21 protein-coding genes are annotated in these 21,848 nt (G+C 51.9%); 13 read left to right on the plus strand and 8 right to left on the minus strand.

Translation table 11 applies throughout. From position 1 onward, the window contains the following. The first annotated feature begins 295 nt into the window (after positions 1-295). The 9 genes from metK to rpsO all read left to right on the plus strand — a co-directional run bounded on the left by metK (position 296) and on the right by rpsO (position 11,192). Positions 296-1,561 carry a methionine adenosyltransferase gene (gene metK, locus DFR47_RS07220; RefSeq protein ID WP_113943690.1) on the plus strand — a complete coding sequence of 422 codons (1,266 nt, stop codon included), beginning with the start codon at positions 296-298 and terminating at the stop codon, positions 1,559-1,561. A 236-nt stretch (positions 1,562-1,797) separates the two neighbouring features. Further along, complete coding sequence (trmB, locus tag DFR47_RS07225; RefSeq protein ID WP_113943981.1) at positions 1,798-2,514, plus strand: tRNA (guanine(46)-N(7))-methyltransferase TrmB; 717 nt, start codon at positions 1,798-1,800, stop codon at positions 2,512-2,514. Between the two features lie 206 nt (positions 2,515-2,720). Beyond that, on the plus strand, positions 2,721-3,371 hold the full coding sequence (gene rimP / locus DFR47_RS07230) for a ribosome maturation factor RimP (protein ID WP_374788349.1): 651 nt from the start codon (positions 2,721-2,723) through the stop codon (positions 3,369-3,371). 108 nt (positions 3,372-3,479) lie between these two features. Then, complete coding sequence (nusA, locus tag DFR47_RS07235; protein ID WP_113943692.1) at positions 3,480-5,090, plus strand: transcription termination factor NusA; 1,611 nt, start codon at positions 3,480-3,482, stop codon at positions 5,088-5,090. Positions 5,091-5,341: 251 nt separating this feature from the next. After that, positions 5,342-5,995: an RNA-binding protein gene (locus DFR47_RS07240; protein WP_113943982.1), complete on the plus strand. Its 654-nt coding sequence runs from the start codon at positions 5,342-5,344 to the stop codon at positions 5,993-5,995. After that, positions 5,992-9,063 carry a translation initiation factor IF-2 gene (gene infB, locus DFR47_RS07245; RefSeq protein ID WP_113943693.1) on the plus strand — a complete coding sequence of 1,024 codons (3,072 nt, stop codon included), beginning with the start codon at positions 5,992-5,994 and terminating at the stop codon, positions 9,061-9,063. Before DFR47_RS07240 ends, infB begins: the two co-directional genes overlap by 4 nt. Positions 9,064-9,291: 228 nt before the next feature. Beyond that, positions 9,292-9,726 (plus strand): 30S ribosome-binding factor RbfA, encoded by a 435-nt coding sequence (gene rbfA / locus DFR47_RS07250; protein WP_113943694.1) that lies wholly within the window; start codon positions 9,292-9,294, stop codon positions 9,724-9,726. After that, a complete protein-coding gene (truB, locus tag DFR47_RS07255; protein ID WP_113943695.1) occupies positions 9,726-10,703 on the plus strand; it encodes a tRNA pseudouridine(55) synthase TruB in 978 nt (325 codons plus the stop codon). Before rbfA ends, truB begins: the two co-directional genes overlap by 1 nt. A 219-nt stretch (positions 10,704-10,922) precedes the next feature. Further along, positions 10,923-11,192 (plus strand): 30S ribosomal protein S15, encoded by a 270-nt coding sequence (gene rpsO, locus DFR47_RS07260; RefSeq protein WP_113943696.1) that lies wholly within the window; start codon positions 10,923-10,925, stop codon positions 11,190-11,192. Positions 11,193-11,251: 59 nt separating this feature from the next. On the opposite strand, the gene DFR47_RS07265 is transcribed toward rpsO, so the two are convergent. Next, entirely contained in the window at positions 11,252-11,500 is a 249-nt protein-coding gene (locus DFR47_RS07265; protein ID WP_113943697.1) for a hypothetical protein, read from the minus strand. 48 nt (positions 11,501-11,548) lie between these two features. Here DFR47_RS07265 and pnp point away from each other — a divergent pair, with 48 nt between their 5' ends. Next, positions 11,549-13,690, plus strand: a complete 2,142-nt coding sequence (pnp, locus tag DFR47_RS07270; RefSeq protein ID WP_113943983.1) for a polyribonucleotide nucleotidyltransferase — start codon at positions 11,549-11,551, stop codon at positions 13,688-13,690. Between the two features lie 99 nt (positions 13,691-13,789). Here the strand turns inward: pnp and DFR47_RS07275 are convergent, their stop codons facing one another. Then, positions 13,790-14,023, minus strand: coding sequence for a hypothetical protein (locus DFR47_RS07275; RefSeq protein WP_113943698.1), 234 nt, complete (start codon positions 14,021-14,023; stop codon positions 13,790-13,792). Positions 14,024-14,156: 133 nt separating this feature from the next. Between DFR47_RS07275 and DFR47_RS07280 the strand changes: the two genes are divergently transcribed. Further along, entirely contained in the window at positions 14,157-15,179 is a 1,023-nt protein-coding gene (locus DFR47_RS07280) for a class I SAM-dependent methyltransferase (RefSeq protein WP_113943699.1), read from the plus strand. Positions 15,180-15,234: 55 nt separating this feature from the next. Here DFR47_RS07280 and fabI read toward each other — a convergent pair whose 3' ends face one another. The 3 genes from fabI to fabA all read right to left on the minus strand — a co-directional run bounded on the left by fabI (position 15,235) and on the right by fabA (position 18,082). Next, on the minus strand, positions 15,235-16,053 hold the full coding sequence (gene fabI / locus DFR47_RS07285; protein ID WP_113943700.1) for an enoyl-ACP reductase FabI: 819 nt from the start codon (positions 16,051-16,053) through the stop codon (positions 15,235-15,237). Positions 16,054-16,065: 12 nt separating this feature from the next. Further along, positions 16,066-17,289 (minus strand): beta-ketoacyl-ACP synthase I, encoded by a 1,224-nt coding sequence (gene fabB / locus DFR47_RS07290; protein WP_113943701.1) that lies wholly within the window; start codon positions 17,287-17,289, stop codon positions 16,066-16,068. Positions 17,290-17,566: 277 nt separating this feature from the next. After that, a complete protein-coding gene (fabA, locus tag DFR47_RS07295; RefSeq protein ID WP_113943702.1) occupies positions 17,567-18,082 on the minus strand; it encodes a 3-hydroxyacyl-[acyl-carrier-protein] dehydratase FabA in 516 nt (171 codons plus the stop codon). Positions 18,083-18,439: 357 nt separating this feature from the next. On the opposite strand from fabA, the gene irrA reads away from it, so the two are divergent. Beyond that, positions 18,440-18,877 (plus strand): iron response transcriptional regulator IrrA, encoded by a 438-nt coding sequence (gene irrA, locus DFR47_RS07300; RefSeq protein ID WP_113943703.1) that lies wholly within the window; start codon positions 18,440-18,442, stop codon positions 18,875-18,877. 69 nt (positions 18,878-18,946) lie between these two features. Here the strand turns inward: irrA and olsA are convergent, their stop codons facing one another. Genes olsA through tsaB form a run of 3 tightly spaced genes read right to left on the minus strand, consistent with a single transcriptional unit; the run spans position 18,947 to position 21,023 of the window. Continuing rightward, positions 18,947-19,759, minus strand: a complete 813-nt coding sequence (gene olsA, locus DFR47_RS07305; protein ID WP_113943704.1) for a lyso-ornithine lipid O-acyltransferase — start codon at positions 19,757-19,759, stop codon at positions 18,947-18,949. Continuing rightward, complete coding sequence (rimI, locus tag DFR47_RS07310) at positions 19,756-20,256, minus strand: ribosomal protein S18-alanine N-acetyltransferase (protein WP_113943705.1); 501 nt, start codon at positions 20,254-20,256, stop codon at positions 19,756-19,758. Before rimI ends, olsA begins: the two co-directional genes overlap by 4 nt. Then, positions 20,253-21,023 (minus strand): tRNA (adenosine(37)-N6)-threonylcarbamoyltransferase complex dimerization subunit type 1 TsaB, encoded by a 771-nt coding sequence (tsaB, locus tag DFR47_RS07315; RefSeq protein WP_113943706.1) that lies wholly within the window; start codon positions 21,021-21,023, stop codon positions 20,253-20,255. The genes rimI and tsaB overlap by 4 nt, the downstream gene beginning before the upstream one ends. A gap of 271 nt (positions 21,024-21,294) precedes the next feature. Between tsaB and dps the strand changes: the two genes are divergently transcribed. Further along, positions 21,295-21,792 (plus strand): DNA starvation/stationary phase protection protein Dps, encoded by a 498-nt coding sequence (gene dps / locus DFR47_RS07320; protein WP_113943707.1) that lies wholly within the window; start codon positions 21,295-21,297, stop codon positions 21,790-21,792. Positions 21,793-21,848 lie beyond the last annotated feature (56 nt).

The following is a 21,848-nucleotide window of genomic DNA, read 5'->3' on the forward strand; positions in this document are numbered from 1 at the left end:
GATTAAATCACAATATCTGCCTGAAGCACCGTCAAAATTCGCACATAAACACATGCAGATAGTTGTATATCCCGTCATTTCGTGCTGATTATACAGCCGAATTATAACTGGTATCACTATCTGCGTGTTTGCACATAATCCGTTTCAAAGAGGCTTTTCCCAAGCGTCCGGAAGCGGTATGTGAGCGGCCAGATCAAATCATCAGCGGTTCTGTGCGAAAAATCTGTGCAGTTGCTGCAAACTACTGTTCCTGCGGAACCCGCAATAATCCGCAGATTTTCAAGAGGGGTTTCCCGTGTCACGCAGTTCGTATCTTTTTACCAGTGAATCGGTATCCGAAGGTCATCCGGATAAGGTTTGCGACCGCATTTCAGATGAAATCGTCGACATGATTTATAAGGAAGCACGCAAAACTGGCGTTGATCCGTGGTCAGTGCGTATTGCCTGTGAAACCCTTGCCACCACCAATCGCGTGGTGATTGCCGGTGAAGTTCGCGTACCGGACACATTCCTGAAAAAAGACAAAGCCGGTGAAATTCTGCTTGATGCCAAGGGCCACAAGCAGATCAACCCCTCCCGCTTCCGTTCCGCTGCGCGTAAGGCGATCCGCGAAATCGGCTATGAGCAGGAAGGTTTCAACTGGCGCAATGTCAAAATTGACGTGCTGCTGCACCCGCAATCCGCAGATATTGCGCAAGGCGTTGACAATGCTGCCGACCGTCAGGGTGAAGAAGGCGCAGGCGATCAGGGCATTATGTTTGGCTATGCCTGCCGCGAAACACCGGATCTGATGCCGGCGCCCATTTATTACGCGCATAAAATTCTTGAGCTGCTCTCCGCTGCCCGCCACAAAGGCGAAGGCGATTTCGGCAAGCTCGGCCCTGATGCCAAAAGTCAGGTCACAGTGCGCTATGCTGACGGCAAACCTGCAGAAGTGACCCAGATCGTTCTGTCGACTCAGCATCTGGATGCTTCTTGGGATTCTGCCAAAGTCCGTCAGGTTGTTGAGCCGGTCATCCGTGAAGCCCTCGGTGATCTGCCGGTTGCAGCCAATTGCAACTGGTACATCAATCCGACCGGTAAATTCGTCATCGGCGGCCCGGATGGCGATGCCGGCCTGACCGGACGTAAGATCATTGTTGATACTTACGGCGGTGCAGCCCCTCATGGTGGCGGCGCATTCTCCGGCAAGGATACCACTAAGGTTGACCGTTCAGCCGCCTATGCCGCACGCTATCTGGCCAAGAATGTGATTGCTGCCGGTCTTGCAGACCGCTGCACCATTCAGTTGTCCTATGCGATCGGCGTTGCCCAGCCGCTCTCCGTCTATGTTGACCTGCACGGCACCGGCAAAGTTGCCGAGAGCGATGTAGAAACGGCACTGCGTCAAGTGATGGATTTGTCACCAACCGGCATCCGCAAACATCTTGATCTCAACAAACCGATCTATGCCAAGACTGCAGCCTATGGCCATTTCGGCCGTAAAGCCGGTCGCGACGGCTCTTTCTCATGGGAAAAAACCGATCTGGTCAAAGCACTGAAATCCGCTCTTAAAGTCTGATTTCATTTCCGATATTTTTGATTTCAGGGCACCATGTTTCTCTCATGGTGCCCTGATTTTTTAAATGCATGACAAAAATCAGTAGACTTTCCGTCGCTGATTATGTGTAAAGCGGCTGAAAGCGGTTCCCGCTCTTGCTGGAAATGCTTCTTTCTCCCCATTCCGATTATCTAAACCATAAAGAAACGCGCCCGATGTCTGATACTGAACACAACGTTGACCTCAAGGATGAAGCCATGACCGCAGATTCCTCTGAACAACAGACACGGGGTTCACGTGCAACGGAAGCCTTTTATGGTCGTCGTAACGGCAAGCCTTTGCGTCCGCATCAGCGCTTTCTGCGTGAAGATTTGCTGCCGCAGCTCAAACTTGATCTCATGAGCCCTGCTCCGCAGGATCTGCGCACATTGTTTATGGCTGATGTTTCGAAAGTCCGTATGGAAATCGGTTTCGGCGGCGGTGAGCATCTGGTGCATGAAGCCACCCGCAAACCGGAAGCCGGTTTTATCGGCGTTGAGCCTTTCGTCAACGGTATGGCGAAAATGCTGGGCGCACAGGATGCCAACCCGCTGCCGAACCTGCGTCTTTATGATGACGATGCGACTTTGGTGCTGGACTGGCTTCCGGATGCTTCACTTGACGGTATTGATCTGTTTTATCCGGATCCGTGGCCGAAGAAGAAACACTGGAAGCGTCGTTTCGTCAGCCAGAAAAATCTCACCCGTTTTGCACGCGTCCTGAAACCGGGAGCACTGTTCCGCTTTGCGTCCGACATTGATACCTATGTCAACTGGACACTGCAGCATTGCCATGACCACGGTAAGTTTGAATGGCAGGCACAAAGTGCAGCCGACTGGCACACACCTTATGAAGCATGGCCGGGCACACGTTATGAAGCCAAAGCTTTCCGCGAAGGCCGTCAGGCTGCCTATCTGACCTTCATCAGACGTTAAATGACAGGCATAAGGACAAGACTTGTCACAGGCAGGTTTTTTCTGTATAGTTGCCTCAAATTCTTGGTCGGTAGAACAAGAGTGGGTCCCGCCGGTCCCGCTCTTTTTTGTTTGGTAAAAGCTAAAAACCGGATAAATACCGCCGAACCTTCTATAAAACGTATTTTAAGGAATACAGGGTGAACGAACAGACACAACAGGAACAGATCATTACAGCGCTTGATGCGACTAAGGATGAACCACGCATTATCCGTGAAACGGGTATTGATGCAAAAGTGGCATCCCTGATCGAACCTGCGATTAATGCTGCAGGTTTCCGTCTGGTGCGCGTTCGTTTGTCCGGCCTTAACGGTCTTACACTGCAGATTATGGCAGAGCGTCCGGACGGCACCATGACTGTTGAAGATTGTGAAATCGTCAGCCGCACAGTGTCACCGGTTCTCGATGTGGAAGATCCGATTGACGGCAAATATCACCTTGAAATCTCTTCCCCCGGCATTGACCGTCCGATGGTGCGCAAATCCGATTTTGCGAACTGGCAGGGTCATATTGCCAAACTTGAGACCTCGCTGATCCATGAAGGCCGCAAAAAATTCCGTGGCCGCATCATCAAGGTTGAAGCTGAATCAATCACACTCGAAGCTGATCAGGCCACCTATGGTGCTGAAGCACAGACCATTATTCCTTTTGATCTGATTGCTGATGCCCGTCTGATCCTGACCGATGATCTGATCCGTGATGCGCTGCGTAAAGATAAAGATCTGCGCGAAGGCCGCATTCCAGGCGATCAGCTGAGTGATGAAATCAATCTGGACGGCGGCAATGCCGGTGCTCCGGAGAGCGATACGGACAACTAAGCATTATATTATCAAGTGGCTTCATTTGATTGTCATGCTCATGCGACAAAACAAAAAAGAGCTTTCGCACCCAAAAGCAAAAACGGGTGCTGCACCAAGGAGAGACCAATGGCAGTCAGTGCAAACAGGCTAGAGCTTCTTCAGATCGCTGATGCGGTTGCGCGGGAAAAATCCATTGACCGCGAGATCGTCATTGCAGCGATGGCCGATGCCATTCAGAAAGCTGCCCGTTCCCGCTATGGCTTAGAAACCAATATCCGCGCTGACATCAACTCGAAGAGCGGCGAAATCAAGCTGCAGCGTCTTCTTGAAGTTGTTGAAACTGTTGAAGATTACGCCACACAGATCGCATTGGAATCTGCCCGCGAACGTAATCCGGATGCACAGATCGGCGACTTCCTCGCTGACCAGCTGCCGCCAATGGATTTCGGCCGTATTGCTGCGCAGTCCGCCAAGCAGGTTATCGTACAGAAAGTACGTGAAGCCGAGCGTGACCGTCAGTATGACGAATTCAAAGACCGTCTGGGTGAAATCATCAACGGTACCGTTAAGCGCGTTGAATATGGTAACGTGGTTGTTGATCTCGGTCGCGGTGAAGCCGTGGTTCGCCGTGATGAACTGATCCCGCGTGAAGCATTCCGCTATGGCGATCGTATCCGCGCTTATGTTTACGATGTGCGTCGCGAACAACGTGGTCCACAGGTATTCCTGTCGCGTACCCATCCGCAGTTCATGGCGAAACTTTTCACCATGGAAGTGCCGGAAATTTACGACGGCATCATTGAAATCAAATCGGTTGCCCGTGATCCGGGTTCACGTGCCAAAATGGCTGTGATCTCCCGCGACAGCTCCATTGATCCTGTCGGTGCCTGCGTTGGTATGCGCGGCTCCCGCGTTCAGGCCGTTGTCGGCGAATTGCAGGGCGAAAAGATCGATATCATTCCTTGGTCACCGGATGCAGCGACATTCATCGTCAACGCCTTGCAGCCTGCGGAAGTGGCCAAAGTTGTTCTCGATGAAGATGCAGAACGCATTGAAGTTGTTGTTCCTGATGATCAGCTGTCGCTGGCCATCGGCCGTCGTGGTCAGAACGTGCGCCTTGCCTCTCAGCTGACTGGCTGGGACATCGACATCATGACTGAACATGAAGAGTCTGAGCGTCGCCAGAAAGAATTCACAGAACGCTCTGCCCTGTTCATGGAAGCGCTGAATGTGGATGAAATGGTTGGTCAGGTTCTGGCTTCCGAAGGTTTCGACTCGGTTGAAGAAATTGCCTATGTCGAAAGCGACGAAATCGCCTCGATCGAAGGCTTTGATGCTGATACTGCCGCTGAAATTCAGGATCGTGCGAAAGAATATCTGGATCGTCTCGAAAGCGATCTGAATAATCGTCGTCTGGAACTGGGTGTTACCGACGAGTTGCGTGAGCTGCCTGGTCTGACCAGTGCTATGCTGGTTGCGATCGGTGAAGACGGCGTAAAGACCATGGATGATTTTGCCGGTTATGCGGTGGATGATCTCGTGGGCTGGCGCGAACGCAAAGACGGTGAAACCACTACACATGCCGGTGTTCTGACACCGTTTGAAGTTTCGCGTGCAGATGCCGAACAGATGGTTCTTACAGCCCGCCTGAAAGCCGGCTGGATTACAGAAGATCAGCTGGAAGAAGCAGCCAATGAACTGGCTTCGACCGATGATGAAGAGCAGGCAGATGCTTAATCAGCATCTTGCAATTGTCGCTTGTGCGGGCGGATTTTGATGTCCGCGCATCGGCTTTCTACCGGAAATAACGCCTGTATCAGCATTTATGATACAGGTCTGGTTTCCGACAATCTGCATACAGCCGGAACCCAGGGGTTCGCGGCTGTCTTGCGCACACATTTTGCAGGGCTTCTTGCCCTCGCACTTATATTAAAGTAGAAAACAGTTCCTCTCCACCGGCGCTGTTTTCGAGCGAAGTGGAGTTCTGGTTGAAACCGGATAAAAACGACAGGACCTGTATTGTTACGCGCGAGAGCGGCCCGGCTGTAGATTTGATCCGGTTTGTGGCTGCACCCGACGGTAGTGTTGTACCGGACCTGAAGCGCAATTTACCCGGCCGCGGTTGCTGGATTAAAGCTGAACGGCATATTGTTGATGAAGCGGTAAAACGCAAGCTGCTGCCCCGTGCATTGAAAACACAGGTTTCAGTGCCGGAGGATTTAGGCTCTCTGGTCGACAGACTATTGACAAAATCCGCGCTTGGCAGTCTAGCACTGGCCAGAAAGTCTGGTGCCGTGGTGACAGGATCGGCAAAAGTTGATTCTGCAATACGGACAGGCCGCATTACAATGGTGCTTCACGCGACAACAGCGGCTCCTGATGGTATCAGGAAACTGGATCAGGCGCGTCATGCGAGAAAAATGGCAACCGGAACAGATATAAAAGCCTATTCCCTTTTTACGGGGGAAGAAATGGATTTGGCATTTGGCGGCGGAAATGTAATACATGCCGCCGTGATTGAAGGAACGGCAGCAACCGGGTTCGTCACGCGGGCGCTTCAGCTGCATAAATATCGCGGCGAGAGCGCAGCGAACTTGGAAAATCGGGCAGCCACTGCTGCAAAGGAAACGGAATCGGAATGAGCGACAGTAATTCAAACGACGACAAGACGCTGAGCGTCGACACAAAAAAGACGCTGACCATCAAGCGGCCAGGAGTCGAGCAGAGCACTGTGCGGCAAAATTTCAGCCACGGACGCAGCAAATCGGTAGTTGTTGAGACGAAAAAACGCAAGTTTACCCGTCCTGACGAAAAACCGGAAGCTACAGCCGCTCCGACTCCGGCTCCTGTTCAGCCTGCTGCACCGGCTCCAACACCGGCACCGGCTGCTCCTGCACCAGTTGCAGAAAAGCCGGCAGTGATTGCAGATGCACCTAAAGCTGCTCCGGTTGCAGAACCTGCAGCACAGGTAGCTCCGGCTCCTGTTGCCAAAACAGAAAGCGCACCAGCTGCACCGCAGGCTGCTGCAAAACCTGCTGAAGCACCGGTTGCGCCAAAACCGGCAGCACCTGCTGCTCCGGCAGCAACAACCCGTCCGGCTGCACCTGCCGCTTCCGCTCGTCCAGCAGCGCCTGCTGCTGCACGTCCGGGCGCACCTGCGGGCAATCGTCCGGCCGGTGGTGGCTTTAACAAACCACAGGGTTCCCGCCCGGGTGGCCGCAATGATCAGCGCAACCGCTCCAATGACCGTGGCGGCATGGTACTCAATACCTTGTCCTCATCCGAAATGGACGCACGTCGCCGCGCATTGCAGGATGCTGTTATCCGTGATGCGGAAGACCGCAAACGCGCTGAAGCCGAAGCTATTCGCCGTGCGGAAGAAGAAAAGCGCCGTGAAATCGAGCGTCTTGAATCTGAGCGCCGTCAGGCTGAAGAAGAAGCACGCCGCAAAGTTGAAGCAGAAGCCAAGGCAAAAGCCGAAGCTGAAGCACGCAAGCGCGAACCTGTTGCTGCTGCTCGTCCGGCCTCTGCGCGCCCTGCAGGTGATCGTCCATCCGGCGATCGTGCTGGTGGTCAGAACCGTGGCTCTGCAGGTCAGAACCGCCCTAATCAGGGTGGCTATAACCGCACCGGCGGCGCACCTGCTCCACGTGATATCAATGCTGAAGCTCCGCTTGCTGATAAGAAACCAACTCAGCAGGTTCTGAACCGTAAGCCACAAAAAGACGATGATGATGATCGTCGCGGTCCGGCAGGCGTTCGTCGCAATGTTGCGGCTAAACCTGAAGTTCGTGCGACCAAGCCAACCAAGGCTGAGGAAGATCGTCGTCGCGGTAAACTGACACTGACCAGCAATCTGGAAGACGAAGGACGTTCACGTTCCCTGTCAGCCATGCGTCGTCGTCAGGAAAAATTCAAGCGCTCGCAGATGCAGGAAGTCCGTGAAAAGATTTCCCGTGAGGTGACCATTCCTGAAACCATTACCATTCAGGAACTGGCCCAGCGTATGACTGAGCGTGCCGTCGACATCATCAAATACCTGATGAAACAGGGTCAGATGATGAAGCCGGGCGATGTGATCGATTCCGATCTGGCTCAGCTGATTGCGGAAGAATTCGGCCACACAGTTAAGCGCGTTGCGGAATCCGACGTTGAAGAAGGTATCTTCAACGTAGAGGATAACCCTGCTGCAATGACTTCCCGTGCGCCGGTTGTGACCATTATGGGTCACGTTGACCACGGTAAAACATCGCTGCTCGATGCGATCCGCAGCACCAATGTGGTGTCCGGCGAATCCGGCGGTATTACCCAGCATATCGGTGCTTATCAGGTTGAACAGAACGGCCATAAGATCACCTTCATTGATACGCCTGGTCACGCCGCCTTTACGCAGATGCGTGCCCGTGGTGCGCAGGCAACGGATATCGCAATTCTGGTTGTTGCCGCTGATGACAGCGTGATGCCGCAGACGATTGAATCGATCAATCATGCTAAAGCTGCCGGTGTTCCGATCATCGTTGCAATCAACAAGATCGACAAACCTACTGCTGATCCGCAGAAAGTACGCAACGCCCTCCTGCAACACGATGTGTTTGTAGAAACCATGGGTGGTGAAGTACTCGACGTTGAAGTATCCGCCAAAAACCGTATCAACCTCGACAAACTGCTGGAAGCAGTGCTGTTGCAGGCTGAAATTCTTGATCTGAAAGCTGATCCTAGCCGTACTGCGGAAGGTGTGGTTATTGAAGCCCAGCTCGATCGTGGTCGTGGTTCGGTAGCAACTGTTCTGGTTCAGAAGGGTACACTGCATCCGGGTGAAATCATCGTTGCCGGTAATGCATGGGGTCGTGTCCGTGCGCTCGTCAACGATCATGGTGACCATGTTAAAGAAGCAGCACCAGCAATGCCGGTCGAAATTCTCGGCCTGTCAGGTACACCGCAGGCCGGTGACCGCTTTGCTGTTGTAGCCAATGAAGCAAAGGCGCGCGAAATTTCCGAATATCGTCAGCGTCTGGCTCGTGACAAGGCTGTTGCCCGTCAGGCTGGTTCCCGTGGCTCGCTTGAACAGATGATGTCCAATCTGCAGTCCACCGGTCTCAAAGAGTTCCCGCTGGTTATCAAAGGTGACGTACAGGGTTCGGTTGAAGCAATTATCGCTTCTCTCGACAAGCTTGGCACCGATGAAGTGCGTGCACGCATCGTTCATTCGGGCGCCGGCGGTATCACCGAGAGCGATATTGCTCTGGCTGAAGCCTCCAATGCGGCCATCATCGGCTTTAACGTCCGCGCCAATAAACAGGCACGTGATGCATCTGAGCAGCAGGGTATCGAAATCCGCTACTACAACATCATCTATGATCTGATTGATGATGTGAAAGCAGCCATGTCCGGTCTTCTGCCACCAGAACGTCGTGAAACCTTCATCGGTAATGCTGAAGTTCTCGAAGTCTTCAACATCACTAAAGTCGGTAAAGTTGCCGGTTGCCGTGTTGTTGACGGTAAAGTTGAGCGTGGCGCCGGTGTCCGTCTTATCCGCGACAACGTGGTTATCCACGAAGGCAAGCTCAAGACGCTCAAGCGCTTCAAGGATGAAGTATCCGAAGTGCCGATGGGTCAGGAATGTGGTATGGCCTTTGAAAACTACGAAGATGTACGCGCAGGCGACATCATTGAAGCGTTCCGCGTAGAGATGATCACGCGTACGCTGTAATCAGCAAGACAGCGGCAGTTATCAGAACTGCCGCTGTTTCCCTTCTCGGGCGGTTTACACTTATCTTCAGACATTGTGCCGCTTTGAATTTTTTAATTGGTCGCATTGCCACAATTGTCAGGCTGTATCAGTCTGATTGCGAATAGGATGAAAGCCTCACAGGCTTTGCCACAATCATGCAATTTGTGCAGTTTCCGACCGATATTTGGCTCAGATCTTGGAGTCCCCATGTCCCGTTTTTCTTCCACAGGACCGTCACAGCGTCAGTTGCGCGTCGGCGAACAGGTTCGTCATGCCGTGGCTCAGATTTTGTCACGCGGCGAAATCCGTGACGATGTTCTGAATAATACCGTTGTTTCAATTACCGAAGTGCGTATGTCGCCTGACTTGAAAATTGCAACCTGCTTTATCAGCATTGTTGGCAATACAGATGTGCAGACTGTCATCAAAGCACTGGCTAATAATGCAAAATTCCTGCGTGGCCGCGTTGCTCCGCAATTGCGCCAGATGAAATATATGCCGGAATTCCGTTTCCGTCCGGATACCAGTTTTGACAATTTTGCCAAGATTGATGCTCTGTTGCGCTCGCCTGAAGTTGCCCGCGATCTGCAGCATGATGACAGCGACACAGAGACCACTCAAGAAAACGAGAACAACGGCTGATGGCACGCAGAGGTAAGAAAAAAGGCCGTCCGGTCTCCGGATGGGTGATCTTTGACAAGCCGAAAGGCATGGGTTCGACCGAAGCCGTGTCCAAAATCAAATGGCTTTTCAATGCGGAAAAAGCCGGCCATGCCGGAACACTCGATCCGCTTGCTTCCGGCATGTTGCCGATTGCGTTGGGCGAAGCGACCAAAACCGTTCCTTACGTGATGGATGGTAGCAAAATCTATTCTTTCACCGTAACCTGGGGTGAAGAACGCTCGACAGATGATCTGGAAGGTCCGGTCACCAAAACCTCTGACAAACGTCCTGCAGAAGCGGATATTCTGGCACTGCTGCCAAATTACATCGGTACTATTCAGCAAACTCCGCCGCAATTCTCCGCCATTAAAATTGATGGCGAACGTGCCTATGATCTGGCACGCAGTGGCGAAACTGTTGCTATTCCTTCCCGTGAAGTCGAAATCTACCAGCTTGAGCTGGTTGAGATCAATGACGCCGGACAGGCCGTGTTTGAAGTTGAATGCGGTAAAGGCACCTATGTACGTTCACTCGCCCGCGATATGGGACGTGATCTCGGCTGCCTCGGCCATATTGCAGAATTGCGCCGTCTGGAAGTTGCACCTTTCAACGAAGATGATTTTGTAACGCTTGCAGAGCTTGAAGCCGCATGGCCGCCTCTGCCACCGAAAACTGATGATGATGAAGAGACAGAAGCTGCCCCTGCAGAACCTCGTGATTTCTCAGCGCTGGATGAATTTATCATTGATACCGGCGCCGCACTGGAAGATCTCGTACAGGTTGCCCTTTCTGATGATCAGGCGCATCGTGTGCGTATGGGCAATCCGGTGATCCTGCGTGGTCGTGATGCACCACTGGAAGCGGATGAAGTTTGTGCCAACCATAAGAACCGCCTACTGGCTATCGGTTTTATTGAGCAAGGCATGTTCAAACCAAAACGGGTTTTCACTTACTAAACCTGTTCGCTGCTTCTCAGCTCTTTTTATAAAAAGCCTGCATTGCAGGCTTTTTTGAAATGTGTCTGGAAATAAGCCACAGTTTCGATTATATGATCGTCAGGTTCAGTCTAAGGCATAGTTTTATGTGAATAGTGCTGAACTTAAATAAATGGCCCCGGCTGGACGACATCTTGGCCGCGGGCGACTTTTCTCCTCTTAAACAAAAAGGACATTCCGATGTCGATTACTGCTGAACGCAAACAGGCTCTCATCAAAGAATATGCAACCAAAGAAGGCGATACTGGTTCTCCTGAAGTACAGGTAGCCGTTCTTTCGGAACGCATTTCCAACCTGACCGGTCACTTTAAAGGCCACAAAAACGACAACCATTCCCGTCGTGGCCTTCTGAAAATGGTTTCTCAGCGCCGCACTCTGCTCGACTACCTCAAAGGTGTTGACGAAGCGCGCTACCAGAGCCTGATCGGCCGTCTCGGCCTGCGCCGCTAAGCGCATAGTCCGGCGAGAACCTTTACGGTTTTCGCCGGAACTTTTACCGGAGTATTTTATCACAAAACCTCCGGAAACAGGGTACGAGACTTCAACGGTCTGAAAACTCTGAATTTGTAAAATACTGCATTATTTATGCGCTTCAGCGCAAAAACAAAATTATGCAGCAGGGCTTTAACAAAAATGTCGTAAAAGCCCGATATGGAACTGTATTGAACAGGTTCCGCAGGCAGGATTGCAGGCAGCTCGTCCTTATCCGAGCTTCCCGTTGTCTTGCCCGCTCCCTGTTCCAAACCGGAATATTGCATGCGCTGAGATCAGCGCAAAAAACATATATTCCAAACCAAGGACAAGATATGTTCAACACACATAAAGTTGAAATCGAATGGGGCGGCCGTCCGCTCATTCTCGAAACCGGCAAAGTCGCCCGTCAGGCAGACGGCGCGGTTATCGCCACTTACGGTGAAACAATGGTACTGGCGACCGTTGTATCGGCTAAAGAGCCAAAGCCGGGTCAGGACTTTTTCCCTCTGACTGTAAACTATCAGGAAAAAGCCTATGCAGCCGGTCGTATTCCTGGCGGTTACTTCAAACGTGAAGGCCGTCCGAGCGAAAACGAAACTCTGGTTTCTCGTCTGATCGATCGTCCGATCCGCCCGCTGTTTGCTGACGGCTACAAGAACGACACACAGGTTGTTATCACCGTTATTCAGCATGATCTGGAAAACAATCCGGATGTTCTGTCGATGGTTGCCGCTTCCGCTGCGCTCACACTTTCCGGCGTACCTTTCATGGGCCCGATTGGTGGTTCGCGCGTTGGCTACATCAACGGCGAATATGTTCTGAACCCGCATCTCGACGAAATGGCTGAATCCAAACTGGATCTGGTTGTTGCCGGTACTTCTGATGCTGTTCTGATGGTTGAATCCGAAGCACAGGAACTCTCTGAAGAAGTGATGCTCGGCGCTGTTGTTTTCGGTCAGAAGGGCTTCCAGCCTGTGATCGATGCAATCATCAGCCTTGCTGAAGTTGCTGCTAAAGAACCACGTGACTTCCAGCCGGAAGACCTGTCGGCTCCTGAAGCCGCAATGCTGGCAATCATTGAAGATGATCTGCGCGCAGCTTACAAAATCATCGACAAGCAGGCTCGTTATACCGCTGTTGATGCTGCCAAAGCTAAAGTTAAAGCCCATTTCCTGCCGGAAGATGCGGAAACAACCGAATATACTGCTGAGCAGATCGGTACTGTTTTCAAATCGCTGCAGGCGAAAATCGTTCGCTGGAACATTCTGGATACCGGCAGCCGCATCGACGGCCGTGATCTGGTAACCGTTCGTCAGATCGTATCCGAAGTTGGTGTTCTGCCACGCACACACGGTTCGGCTCTGTTCACCCGCGGTGAAACACAGGCAATCGTTGTTGCAACACTGGGCACCGGTGAAGATGAACAGTTCATCGACACGCTGGCTGGTCTGCAGAAAGAATCCTTCCTGCTGCACTACAACTTCCCGCCATATTCTGTTGGTGAAACCGGCCGTATGGGCTCACCGGGCCGTCGTGAAATCGGTCATGGCAAGCTGGCATGGCGCGCAATTCATCCGATGCTGCCTGCCAAAGAACAGTTCCCGTACACACTGCGTGCGGTTTCTGAAATCACTGAATCCAACGGTTCGTCCTCCATGGCAACCGTATGCGGCACCTCGCTGGCGCTGATGGATGCCGGCGTACCTTTGACCCGTCCTGTAGCCGGTATTGCTATGGGTCTGATCAAAGAAGGCGACCGTTTTGCAGTTCTTTCCGATATCCTTGGTGACGAAGATCACCTCGGCGATATGGATTTCAAGGTAGCGGGTACTGAAAACGGTATTACTGCCCTGCAGATGGACATCAAGATCGACGGTATTACCGAAGAGATCATGAAAACCGCTCTGGAACAGGCTAAAGGCGGCCGCGTTCACATTCTCGGTGAGATGGCAAAAGCGCTAAGCGGCGCCCGCGCTGAACTCGGTGAATTTGCACCACGCATCGAAGTGATGAACATTCCGACCGACAAAATCCGTGATGTTATCGGTTCCGGCGGTAAAGTTATCCGCGAAATCGTTGAAAAGACCGGCGCCAAAATCAACATCGAAGATGATGGCACAGTCAAAATCGCTTCTTCTTCCGCAAAAGAAATCGAAGCTGCCAAGAAATGGATCCACTCCATTGTTGCCGAACCAGAAGTTGGCGAAATCTACGAAGGTACAGTTGTTAAGACTGCTGACTTCGGTGCATTCGTAAACTTCTTCGGCCCGCGCGATGGTCTGGTACATATCTCGCAGCTGGCCTCTGACCGCGTTGCCAAGACCACCGATGTGGTTAAGGAAGGCCAGAAGGTTTGGGTTAAACTGATGGGCTTTGATGAGCGCGGTAAAGTGCGCCTGTCGATGAAAGTCGTTGATCAGGAAACCGGCAAAGAAATCGTTGCCGAAAAGAAAGAAGAAACCACAGCTGAATAAGCTGGTTTCGAATTCTGAAAAGCCCCGCATAGCAATATGCGGGGCTTTTCATTTAGGAATATCTGCTGTCACGATGAGATGATGAAATCAGCGCTTTGTTTAAAGCGGCTCGGTCTGCAATTCAGGCCTGATGCCTTTTTGCAGCCAGGCTTCCTGATGGGCACAATCGACGATGCCCTGTGCTTCACTGACAGCCATACCCAGCAAATAGCCAAGAAAATCCTGCTTGCTGGTCTGGGACTGTGAAATCATAGTATTGAGATGCAAGAGCAACGCCTGATGTTGCGGCAGGCATGTTGCATAACATTCCGGCTGACAGCATTTACGTGCCATAGTACTACTTCCCTTAAGAGCAACACCGATTTACAGATAATTTGAAACTTCAGACAGTAATAAGTTCAATATAATATCTGTCAAAATCCACCTACTGTCATCCTTCTCAGGTAGAAAAGACCAAAGAAATTTTATGATTACCGGCGCCCAAAACACCCTCTTTCTGCCCTTCGAGAATGAAACACTTGATCTGCCACGATCGGGTGAAAAATTTCTCTGCTTTGGTATCAGTGCAGACACAACACTCAGCGCAGAGTGGAAACAGATACTTCACTGCATTCAGCCGTCAAAACCAGAATGGCTGGCTTTGAACAAAGCAGGTTTTCAGGTCACTCCCCGTATCACCGCGGATGAAATCTATGACGGCGGCATGATTTTGCTCGGCAAACATCGCGGTCGCAACGAAGAATGGCTGGCAGCATTGCTGGCACAAGTGAAGCCGGGCGGCCTGATCATCATTGCCGGTGACAAAAAGCTCGGCGTTGACAGTTTCCGTAAACGCAGCGACCAGATTGCAGCATCAATCGACCGCCTGTCTAAAAATCACGCTGTAGCCTACTGGCTGGCGCGCCCTGAGGCGATTGACACAGAGATCACACAAAGCCTCATTCCGGAACAGAAACGCGTTGACGGGCGTTTCTGGACGAAAGCGGGCATGTTCTCTCATGGTGAAATCGATAGCGGTTCTGCATTACTGGTACCGCACCTCAAAAACATTGCCTTCGGCCATGTTGCAGATTTGGGTGCAGGCTGGGGCTATCTCACAGCTTGCTGTCTCGAAAATCCGGCCAAGATCAGCCGTATTGATCTTTATGAGGCGGATTTTGAGGCGCTGGAAATTGCCAAAAGCAATCTGGCTGAACTCAACAGTTCTGTGCCACTGCATTATTACTGGCACGACGTCGCTTCCGAGCCGATGACAGAAATTTATGACACTGTGATCAGCAATCCGCCGTTTCACACCGGTCGCAATACCGATATTTCACTCGGCCAGAGCTTTATAGCGGCAGCCGCCAAGCGCCTTAAATCCGGCGGTCGCTTCCTGATGGTAGCAAATCGCCAGCTTCCCTATGAAGCTGTCTTGAAACAGCATTTCCGGCAGGTCATGCCGCTCACTGACAAAGACGGTTTCAAAGTCATCGAAGCTAGAAAATAAAGCATATAAAAAAAGCCGCGCATTGCGCGGCTTTTTTTATATCATTTCAGCGAACTTATTCTGTACCGGTTGCATCCGAGCTTTTCAGCTCTTCCAGCGTTGGCATAGAAACGATGTTGTAGCCTGAATCCACAAAGTGAACTTCACCGGTTACACCGCTCGACAGATCCGACAGCAGATAGACGGCGGATTTACCCACATCATCAATATCCACAGTGCGGCGCAGCGGCGAATTACGGCGCTGATACGAGAAGATCGCACGGGCATCACCGATACCGGCACCGGCCAGTGTACGCACAGGACCTGCGGAAATTGCGTTCACGCGGATATTCTGCGGACCATAATCGGCAGCCAGATAACGCACCATGGCTTCCAGAGCAGCCTTGGCAACACCCATCACATTATAGTTCGGGATGGTGCGGGTTGAGCCGCCATAGGTCAATGTGAGGATCGAACCGCCGTCTTTCATCAGACGTTCAGCGCGCTGTGCCACTTCCGTGAAGGAATAAGCAGAGATCACCATGGTACGGCTGAAGTTTTCACGGGTGGTTACATCCGCATAACGGCCTTTCAGCTCTGTTTTGTCGGAGAAGCCAATAGCGTGAACGATAAAGTCGAGCTTGCCCCATTTTTTCTCGATCTCGTCAAAGACCGCATCAACGGTTGCAATATCTTCCACATCGCAAGGCAGTACGAAATCCGAACCAACCTGCTCGGCCAGTGGTTTTACACGCTTGCCAAGGGCATCGCCCTGATAAGTGAAAGCCAGCTCAGCACCCTGATCGGCAAGATGTTTGGCAATACCCCAAGCAAGAGAATGGTTGTTTGCAACACCCATAATCAGCCCGCGTTTGCCTTTCATTAAACCCTGCATACTTTCTCTCCGTCAGCCCTGATAACGCTGGAACACCAGCGTTGCGTTCGTTCCACCAAAACCGAAGGAGTTGGACAGTACTGTATTGATTTCAGCATTATCAATGCGTTTGCGCACGATTGGCATATCCGCAAAATCCGGATCCAGCTCATCAATATGTGCGCTTTCGCAGATAAAGTTATTCTGCATCATAAGAAGCGAATAGATCGCTTCCTGTACGCCGGTTGCACCCAGCGAGTGACCGGTCAGCGATTTTGTTGCCGCAATCGGCGGGCAGGCATCGCCTGAACCAAACACTTTGCGGATCGCCTCAATTTCCGGTGCATCGCCCGCAGGAGTCGATGTGGCATGCGGATTGATATAATCAATCTTGCCCTTCACGGTTGAAAGCGCCATGCGCATGCAGCGCTCCGCACCTTCGCCCGAAGGCGCAACCATGTCGTAGCCGTCTGATGTCGCACCATAGCCGACAACTTCACCGTAAATCTTGGCGCCGCGTGCAAGTGCGGTTTCCAGATCTTCCAGCACCAGTACACCGGCACCACCGGCGATGACAAAACCGTCGCGGTTTTTGTCATAGGCACGCGATGCGCGTTCCGGCGTATCATTATATTTCGAAGACATCGCGCCCATGGCGTCAAACAGCACCGACAGCGTCCAGTCGAGATCTTCACAGCCACCGGCAAACATACGATCCTGCTTGCCATACTGGATCATCTCAACCGCATTGCCGATGCAATGGTTCGAGGTCGCGCAAGCCGAGGAGATCGAATAATTGATGCCCTTGATCTTGAAGAAAGTTGCCATCGTTGCCGATGCTGTGGAGCTCATGGCTTTCGGCACAGCAAATGGACCAACGCGCTTCGGACCCTTATCACGGGTAATATCAGCGGAATCCACGATTGTACGTGTGGAAGGACCGCCGGAACCCATGATGATACCGGTACGCTCATTGGAAACCTGTTCTTCAGTCAGGCCTGCATCGGCAATTGCCTGATCCATAGCCACATGGTTCCATGCGGTACCACGGCCATGAAAACGCATCGCACGGCGGTCAACCAGCGCTTCAACGTCGATCTGCGGCGCACCGGAAACCTGACAGCGAAAACCGAGTTCCGCCTGATCTTCTGCCCGCCGGATACCCGATCTGGCCTCAAACAAAGAGGTCCGTACCTCTTCAGTATTATTGCCAATCGAGGATACGATCCCCATTCCGGTAACGACAACACGCCGCATTGCGTTCTCCTTTGCACCTGTTCCCTGAATGACACCCTCTTATTGTGAGTGTCGCTATGCGTGGTAACATAAGTGCGCGTTTTGCATATTTTGAGAGCGGCCACATAAAAGCTTTCAACTTAATATGGTCGCTCCCGTGATTAATCATGTTTTACAGCGGTTCCAGTTAAGACTGAATCGTTGGAGCCACTGTAACTGTTTATTTTTACGCATTATCCAACGCAAAACCGCTTCGCATTTTTGCTGGAAATGCTCTAAAAGGCTTATTACTTCCGATTTACGCTTCGCTGTCTTTTGACAGACCAACGCGCAAATCAGATGCCTTGTAAATTGTTTCACCATCTGCTTTGAGCCAGCCGTCAGCTGTACCCAGAACAAGACGACCGCGCATAACGCGTTTGAAGTCGATGCCATATTCAAGCAGCTTGGTATGCGGACGCACCATGCCTTTAAACTTCACTTCGCCTGTGGACAGCGCCATACCGCGGCCAGGCTCACCGAGCCAGCCGAGGAAAAAGCCTGTCAGCTGCCACATACCGTCAAGGCCAAGGCAGCCCGGCATGATCGGATTGCCCTGAAAATGGCAAGGGAAATACCAGTCATCCGGCTTCACATCATATTCAGCGCGGATAAAACCTTTACCGAATTCACCACCTGTTTCCGAAATTTCGGTAATACGGTGTACCATCAGCATCGGCGGCAGAGGCAGCTGGGCATTGCCCGGACCAAACATTTCACCGCGAGCGCAGCTGAGAAGCTCCTCATATCCGTAACTTGACTTCTGCTCTGCCATTACCGACTCCAATCATTTATCTGTCTGCTGTCTGGGCAACCTGAACGGACAGTACCGTCAGGCTCAGACAAATTCTATGCACATCTCCGGAATGTGCTGCGCTTTAACCTTATCGGCTGCACCATCCGGAATTTAGCAGTCGCATCACACGGCCGCTTATGCGCTTGCGAAATGCTTTAACACAGAGTGTTTCCCGCTGTAAAATACCTGCATGAAACTATTTGCCTGCCAAGATATACAGGAATAGCTATTGCCAGTCATTCGTTCAGCGCATATATCAATCTTGTGACAGGATGGGCAACAGCCCTCAAGCATTAATTTTGAACCAATTTGTTTCAAGCTTCTGACAGGTCAGTGATGAATACTCATTCCTCCCATGCCAGCAACGCTTCGATTGAGGAGCGCCTTCGGGTCGCCGGTCTCAGACCGACGCGCCAGCGGGTTGCGCTTGCCAGCCTGATTTATGCTCACGGCGACCGCCACCTTTCAGCGGAAGAACTGCACGAAGAAGCAGTTTTTGCCTCTGTGCCGGTCTCTCTTGCCACAGTGTATAATACACTGCACCAGTTTACCGAAGCCGGTATGCTGCGCATTATTTCGGTCGAAGGATCGAAAACCTATTTCGACACCAATATTTCCGATCACCACCACTTCTTTGTTGAAGGTGAGAATATCGTCTTCGATATTCCTAATGGTGAAACCGGCCAGCCTATCGTCAGCAATCTGCCGAAAGCACCGGAAGGCATGGAAATCGTCAATGTTGATGTGATTGTGCGGTTACGTCGTAAAGACTGACGCCATCAGACACCGGCACCGCACGGGTCAATGTAATTGTGCGATTGGCCGCAAAGACTGATCTTCGCTTTATTGATCTTCTGACGGGGTGATTTCGCGCCCCATCAGCGAGCTTTGCAACATCGTCGTCACACGCTCTTCCATAATACGCGCCAGTTCTTTGCGGCTGGTTTCTGCGCGCACACTCATCGGCTCGCCAAAGCGGATTTCCACGTCAATCGCACCTTCTTTGAGAATACCCTTCAGATGCGGCATCAGCTGCACATCCCCCGGCCATGATGCAATCGGCCGATGAAAACGCCCCATCGGCATACCATGAACACCGGTATAGGCAATGGAAACCGGTTGCACGATCACTTCCTCTGCGCCGGCCTCACGGATCACCGCATGGGCAGCACCAAATAAAGATGTTTTAAACGGCAGCACACGATTGCCGTCCGAGGTTGTACCTTCAGGAAACAGCACCATCGCATCCCCACCGGCTAAACGCAGGGCAATATCCGAGGCTTGCTGTGCAGTGCGCCCCTTTTTCTCACGTTCGACAAAGACTGTCCGCTGCAAAATTGCAAAAGTGCCGAATACCGGCCATTTACGCACTTCAGATTTGGCGATAAAGCAAACATTGGCCACGGAAGATAAAACGACAATATCGCTCCATGATACGTGATTGGCCACCAGCAGCAGCGGGCGATCCTGCACCATCTCCCCTTGCACTTTAACGCGAAATCCAAGCAGCCATGCTGCAATCCGATGGAAAAAGCGTGGCAAAGATTGCTGCCAGCCGAGCCGTGCCTTTACAAAAAGATATTGGAACGGCACCAGCGAGATGACGAGGCTGACAAATAAGCCCAGAATAACTGCGATGCGGATGACACCGATCATGGCACTCTGATCACTTCCGGAAATTGTTTGCGCAGCACCAGCGCATTGCTACGCCCCTGGCCGGTTTCATAATAACCGGCACGATTACCGACCTGCATAAAGCCTAAGCGGCGATACAGTGCCTGAGCGGCCACATTGCTCTCATCAACCTCAAGAAACAGGCTTTCCGCCCGCTCATGATGGAGATGACGCAACACACCCTCCATCAGATCACGACCGATACCACGACGCTGAAAGGCCGACGATACCGCAATAGTCAGAATTTCCGCTTCACCGGCCACCAGCCGTGCAAGCACAAAACCGGCACTCTGGGCAGGCTTACCAACAGGACGGGCAATAAAACCGAAAATATTACCTTGCGAGAGCATACCCGCAAAATCTTCCTCGCTCCATGCATGATGAAAAGCAGGCGCATGAAGCTCGGCAAGCTCAGCACAGTGATCCTGCGCCAGCCCCTCCAAAACAAAACTCTGCCGCGAGAAAGGAAAACTGATCATCCGCGTTCCTGTTCTGCTTGCTGGCGAGGCGGTTCACTCATTTGCCCGTCAGCAAGCTGGCGAGGTAGTTCATCCAATTGCCCGCCAGCAAGCTGGCGTGGCAGTGCAAATCCGGCCTGCGGCTTCACATCCGGCCCGCGCATATAAAGCGGCTCCGGTGGATTGCCCGCTTCACGCAATGCCGCAAGCCGTGCAAATGTGCCGATAGATGCATGGGCAGAGGCGCTGATAATCCGGCGTTCGCCACCCTCCGCTACCTGCAATTGGGCAGCACCACTGCCGGCCAATGCATAATCTGCTCCGAGTTGCTGCAAAACCGGCAGCAGCTCTGCCTCATTACCGGCCAAAGGTATGGTTGAAGCTTGTCCCTGTGCATCAAAGCCCTGCGCATAGATATCACCGCGATAGGCGGACAATGCGATCACAACAGGCTGCGCCGGTGCAAAAACCTGCATCTCATGGCTCAGCGCCTCAAAACCGCTGACGCCGATCACCGGACAAGACAGTGCCAGACCGAAGCCGCGCGCAGCTGAAACGCCAACACGCACACCGGTAAAAGAACCGGGGCCGATATTAACGGCAATCCGCGTCACATCACTGCGCATAATTTTTGCTGCCTCAAAACATTGTGTAATATAATCCAGCAGCAATTCCGCATGGCCTTTGCCAATGTCATGACTGACCTCAGCAAGAACCTGCTGTGTCTGCGGATCATAGAGGGCAGCAGCGCACATGCTGCCGGCAGTATCGAGGGCAAGTATCGTCATAGTTTACGACCTAAAGCAGATTACGAACATCGGCAAGTACAGGCAGTGCCGTGGTGTTCAATTTTCATGCCGGAATAATTTTAAATAACACGCTATCTTTTGCATAAACAAACATAATATTCGAGCTAAGCCCTTTAAATGACTGAGAACAACCCTACCTTTATAATGTGATCTTCATAACTGTATCTGCTGCGTCCGGTTTCTTGTGACGCCCTCTCCGGCAGTCTCCCAGACAAACGCAATGTTTGTCCTCATAAAGAAGGAAATCATAATGTCTGCGTCTAAGCTTAAAAATCATCCGACCAAAAACAATCTGCCTACCAATGCCAAAACTACGGTTATTGCCCTGCTGAATAAAAATCTGGCTGCGATCATTGATCTTGCGCTGATCACCAAGCAGGCGCATTGGAACCTCAAAGGTATTCAGTTCATTGCGGTTCATGAAATGCTGGATGGTTTCCGCACCGAGCTTGATGACCATTCCGATACAATTGCAGAACGCGCTGTTCAGCTTGGCGGCACTGCATTGGGCACAACCCAGACCGTTGCGGAATCCACCATCCTCAAGCCTTATCCGGAAGATATCTACGCTATCAAAGACCATCTCCATGCGCTGATCGATCATTATGGCGCTGTCGCCAATCTGGTGCGCCAGTCGATTAAAGATGCTGCTGAAGCCGGTGATGATGACAGTGCGGATATTTTCACCACCGCCTCGCGCAGCCTTGATAAAGCGCTGTGGTTCCTTGAAGCCCATGTTCAGGAATAATTTCAGGCTTTGCAGCTAATTGAAAACGCCGCCGCTACAAACCGGCGGCGTTTTTT

The organism is Pseudochrobactrum asaccharolyticum (assembly GCF_003314995.1).
In the GTDB taxonomy this organism is placed as follows: Bacteria; Pseudomonadota; Alphaproteobacteria; order Rhizobiales; family Rhizobiaceae; genus Pseudochrobactrum; species Pseudochrobactrum asaccharolyticum.

What these genes read in the sequence shown, in the direction of transcription:
- pnp (WP_113943983.1), top strand. Translation starts at nt 11,549, where the DNA reads ATGTTCAACACACATAAAGTTGAAATCGAATGGGGCGGCCGTCCGCTC.
- irrA (WP_113943703.1), top strand. Translation starts at nt 18,440, where the DNA reads ATGAATACTCATTCCTCCCATGCCAGCAACGCTTCGATTGAGGAGCGC.
- trmB (WP_113943981.1), top strand. Translation starts at nt 1,798, where the DNA reads ATGACCGCAGATTCCTCTGAACAACAGACACGGGGTTCACGTGCAACG.
- fabB (WP_113943701.1), bottom strand. Translation starts at nt 17,289, where the DNA reads ATGCGGCGTGTTGTCGTTACCGGAATGGGGATCGTATCCTCGATTGGC.
- DFR47_RS07265 (WP_113943697.1), bottom strand. Translation starts at nt 11,500, where the DNA reads ATGCAATATTCCGGTTTGGAACAGGGAGCGGGCAAGACAACGGGAAGC.
- tsaB (WP_113943706.1), bottom strand. Translation starts at nt 21,023, where the DNA reads ATGACGATACTTGCCCTCGATACTGCCGGCAGCATGTGCGCTGCTGCC.
- rpsO (WP_113943696.1), top strand. Translation starts at nt 10,923, where the DNA reads ATGTCGATTACTGCTGAACGCAAACAGGCTCTCATCAAAGAATATGCA.
- olsA (WP_113943704.1), bottom strand. Translation starts at nt 19,759, where the DNA reads ATGATCGGTGTCATCCGCATCGCAGTTATTCTGGGCTTATTTGTCAGC.
- rimI (WP_113943705.1), bottom strand. Translation starts at nt 20,256, where the DNA reads ATGATCAGTTTTCCTTTCTCGCGGCAGAGTTTTGTTTTGGAGGGGCTG.
- DFR47_RS07275 (WP_113943698.1), bottom strand. Translation starts at nt 14,023, where the DNA reads ATGGCACGTAAATGCTGTCAGCCGGAATGTTATGCAACATGCCTGCCG.
- dps (WP_113943707.1), top strand. Translation starts at nt 21,295, where the DNA reads ATGTCTGCGTCTAAGCTTAAAAATCATCCGACCAAAAACAATCTGCCT.
- DFR47_RS07280 (WP_113943699.1), top strand. Translation starts at nt 14,157, where the DNA reads ATGATTACCGGCGCCCAAAACACCCTCTTTCTGCCCTTCGAGAATGAA.
- fabI (WP_113943700.1), bottom strand. Translation starts at nt 16,053, where the DNA reads ATGCAGGGTTTAATGAAAGGCAAACGCGGGCTGATTATGGGTGTTGCA.
- fabA (WP_113943702.1), bottom strand. Translation starts at nt 18,082, where the DNA reads ATGGCAGAGCAGAAGTCAAGTTACGGATATGAGGAGCTTCTCAGCTGC.
- truB (WP_113943695.1), top strand. Translation starts at nt 9,726, where the DNA reads ATGGCACGCAGAGGTAAGAAAAAAGGCCGTCCGGTCTCCGGATGGGTG.
- rbfA (WP_113943694.1), top strand. Translation starts at nt 9,292, where the DNA reads ATGTCCCGTTTTTCTTCCACAGGACCGTCACAGCGTCAGTTGCGCGTC.
- infB (WP_113943693.1), top strand. Translation starts at nt 5,992, where the DNA reads ATGAGCGACAGTAATTCAAACGACGACAAGACGCTGAGCGTCGACACA.
- nusA (WP_113943692.1), top strand. Translation starts at nt 3,480, where the DNA reads ATGGCAGTCAGTGCAAACAGGCTAGAGCTTCTTCAGATCGCTGATGCG.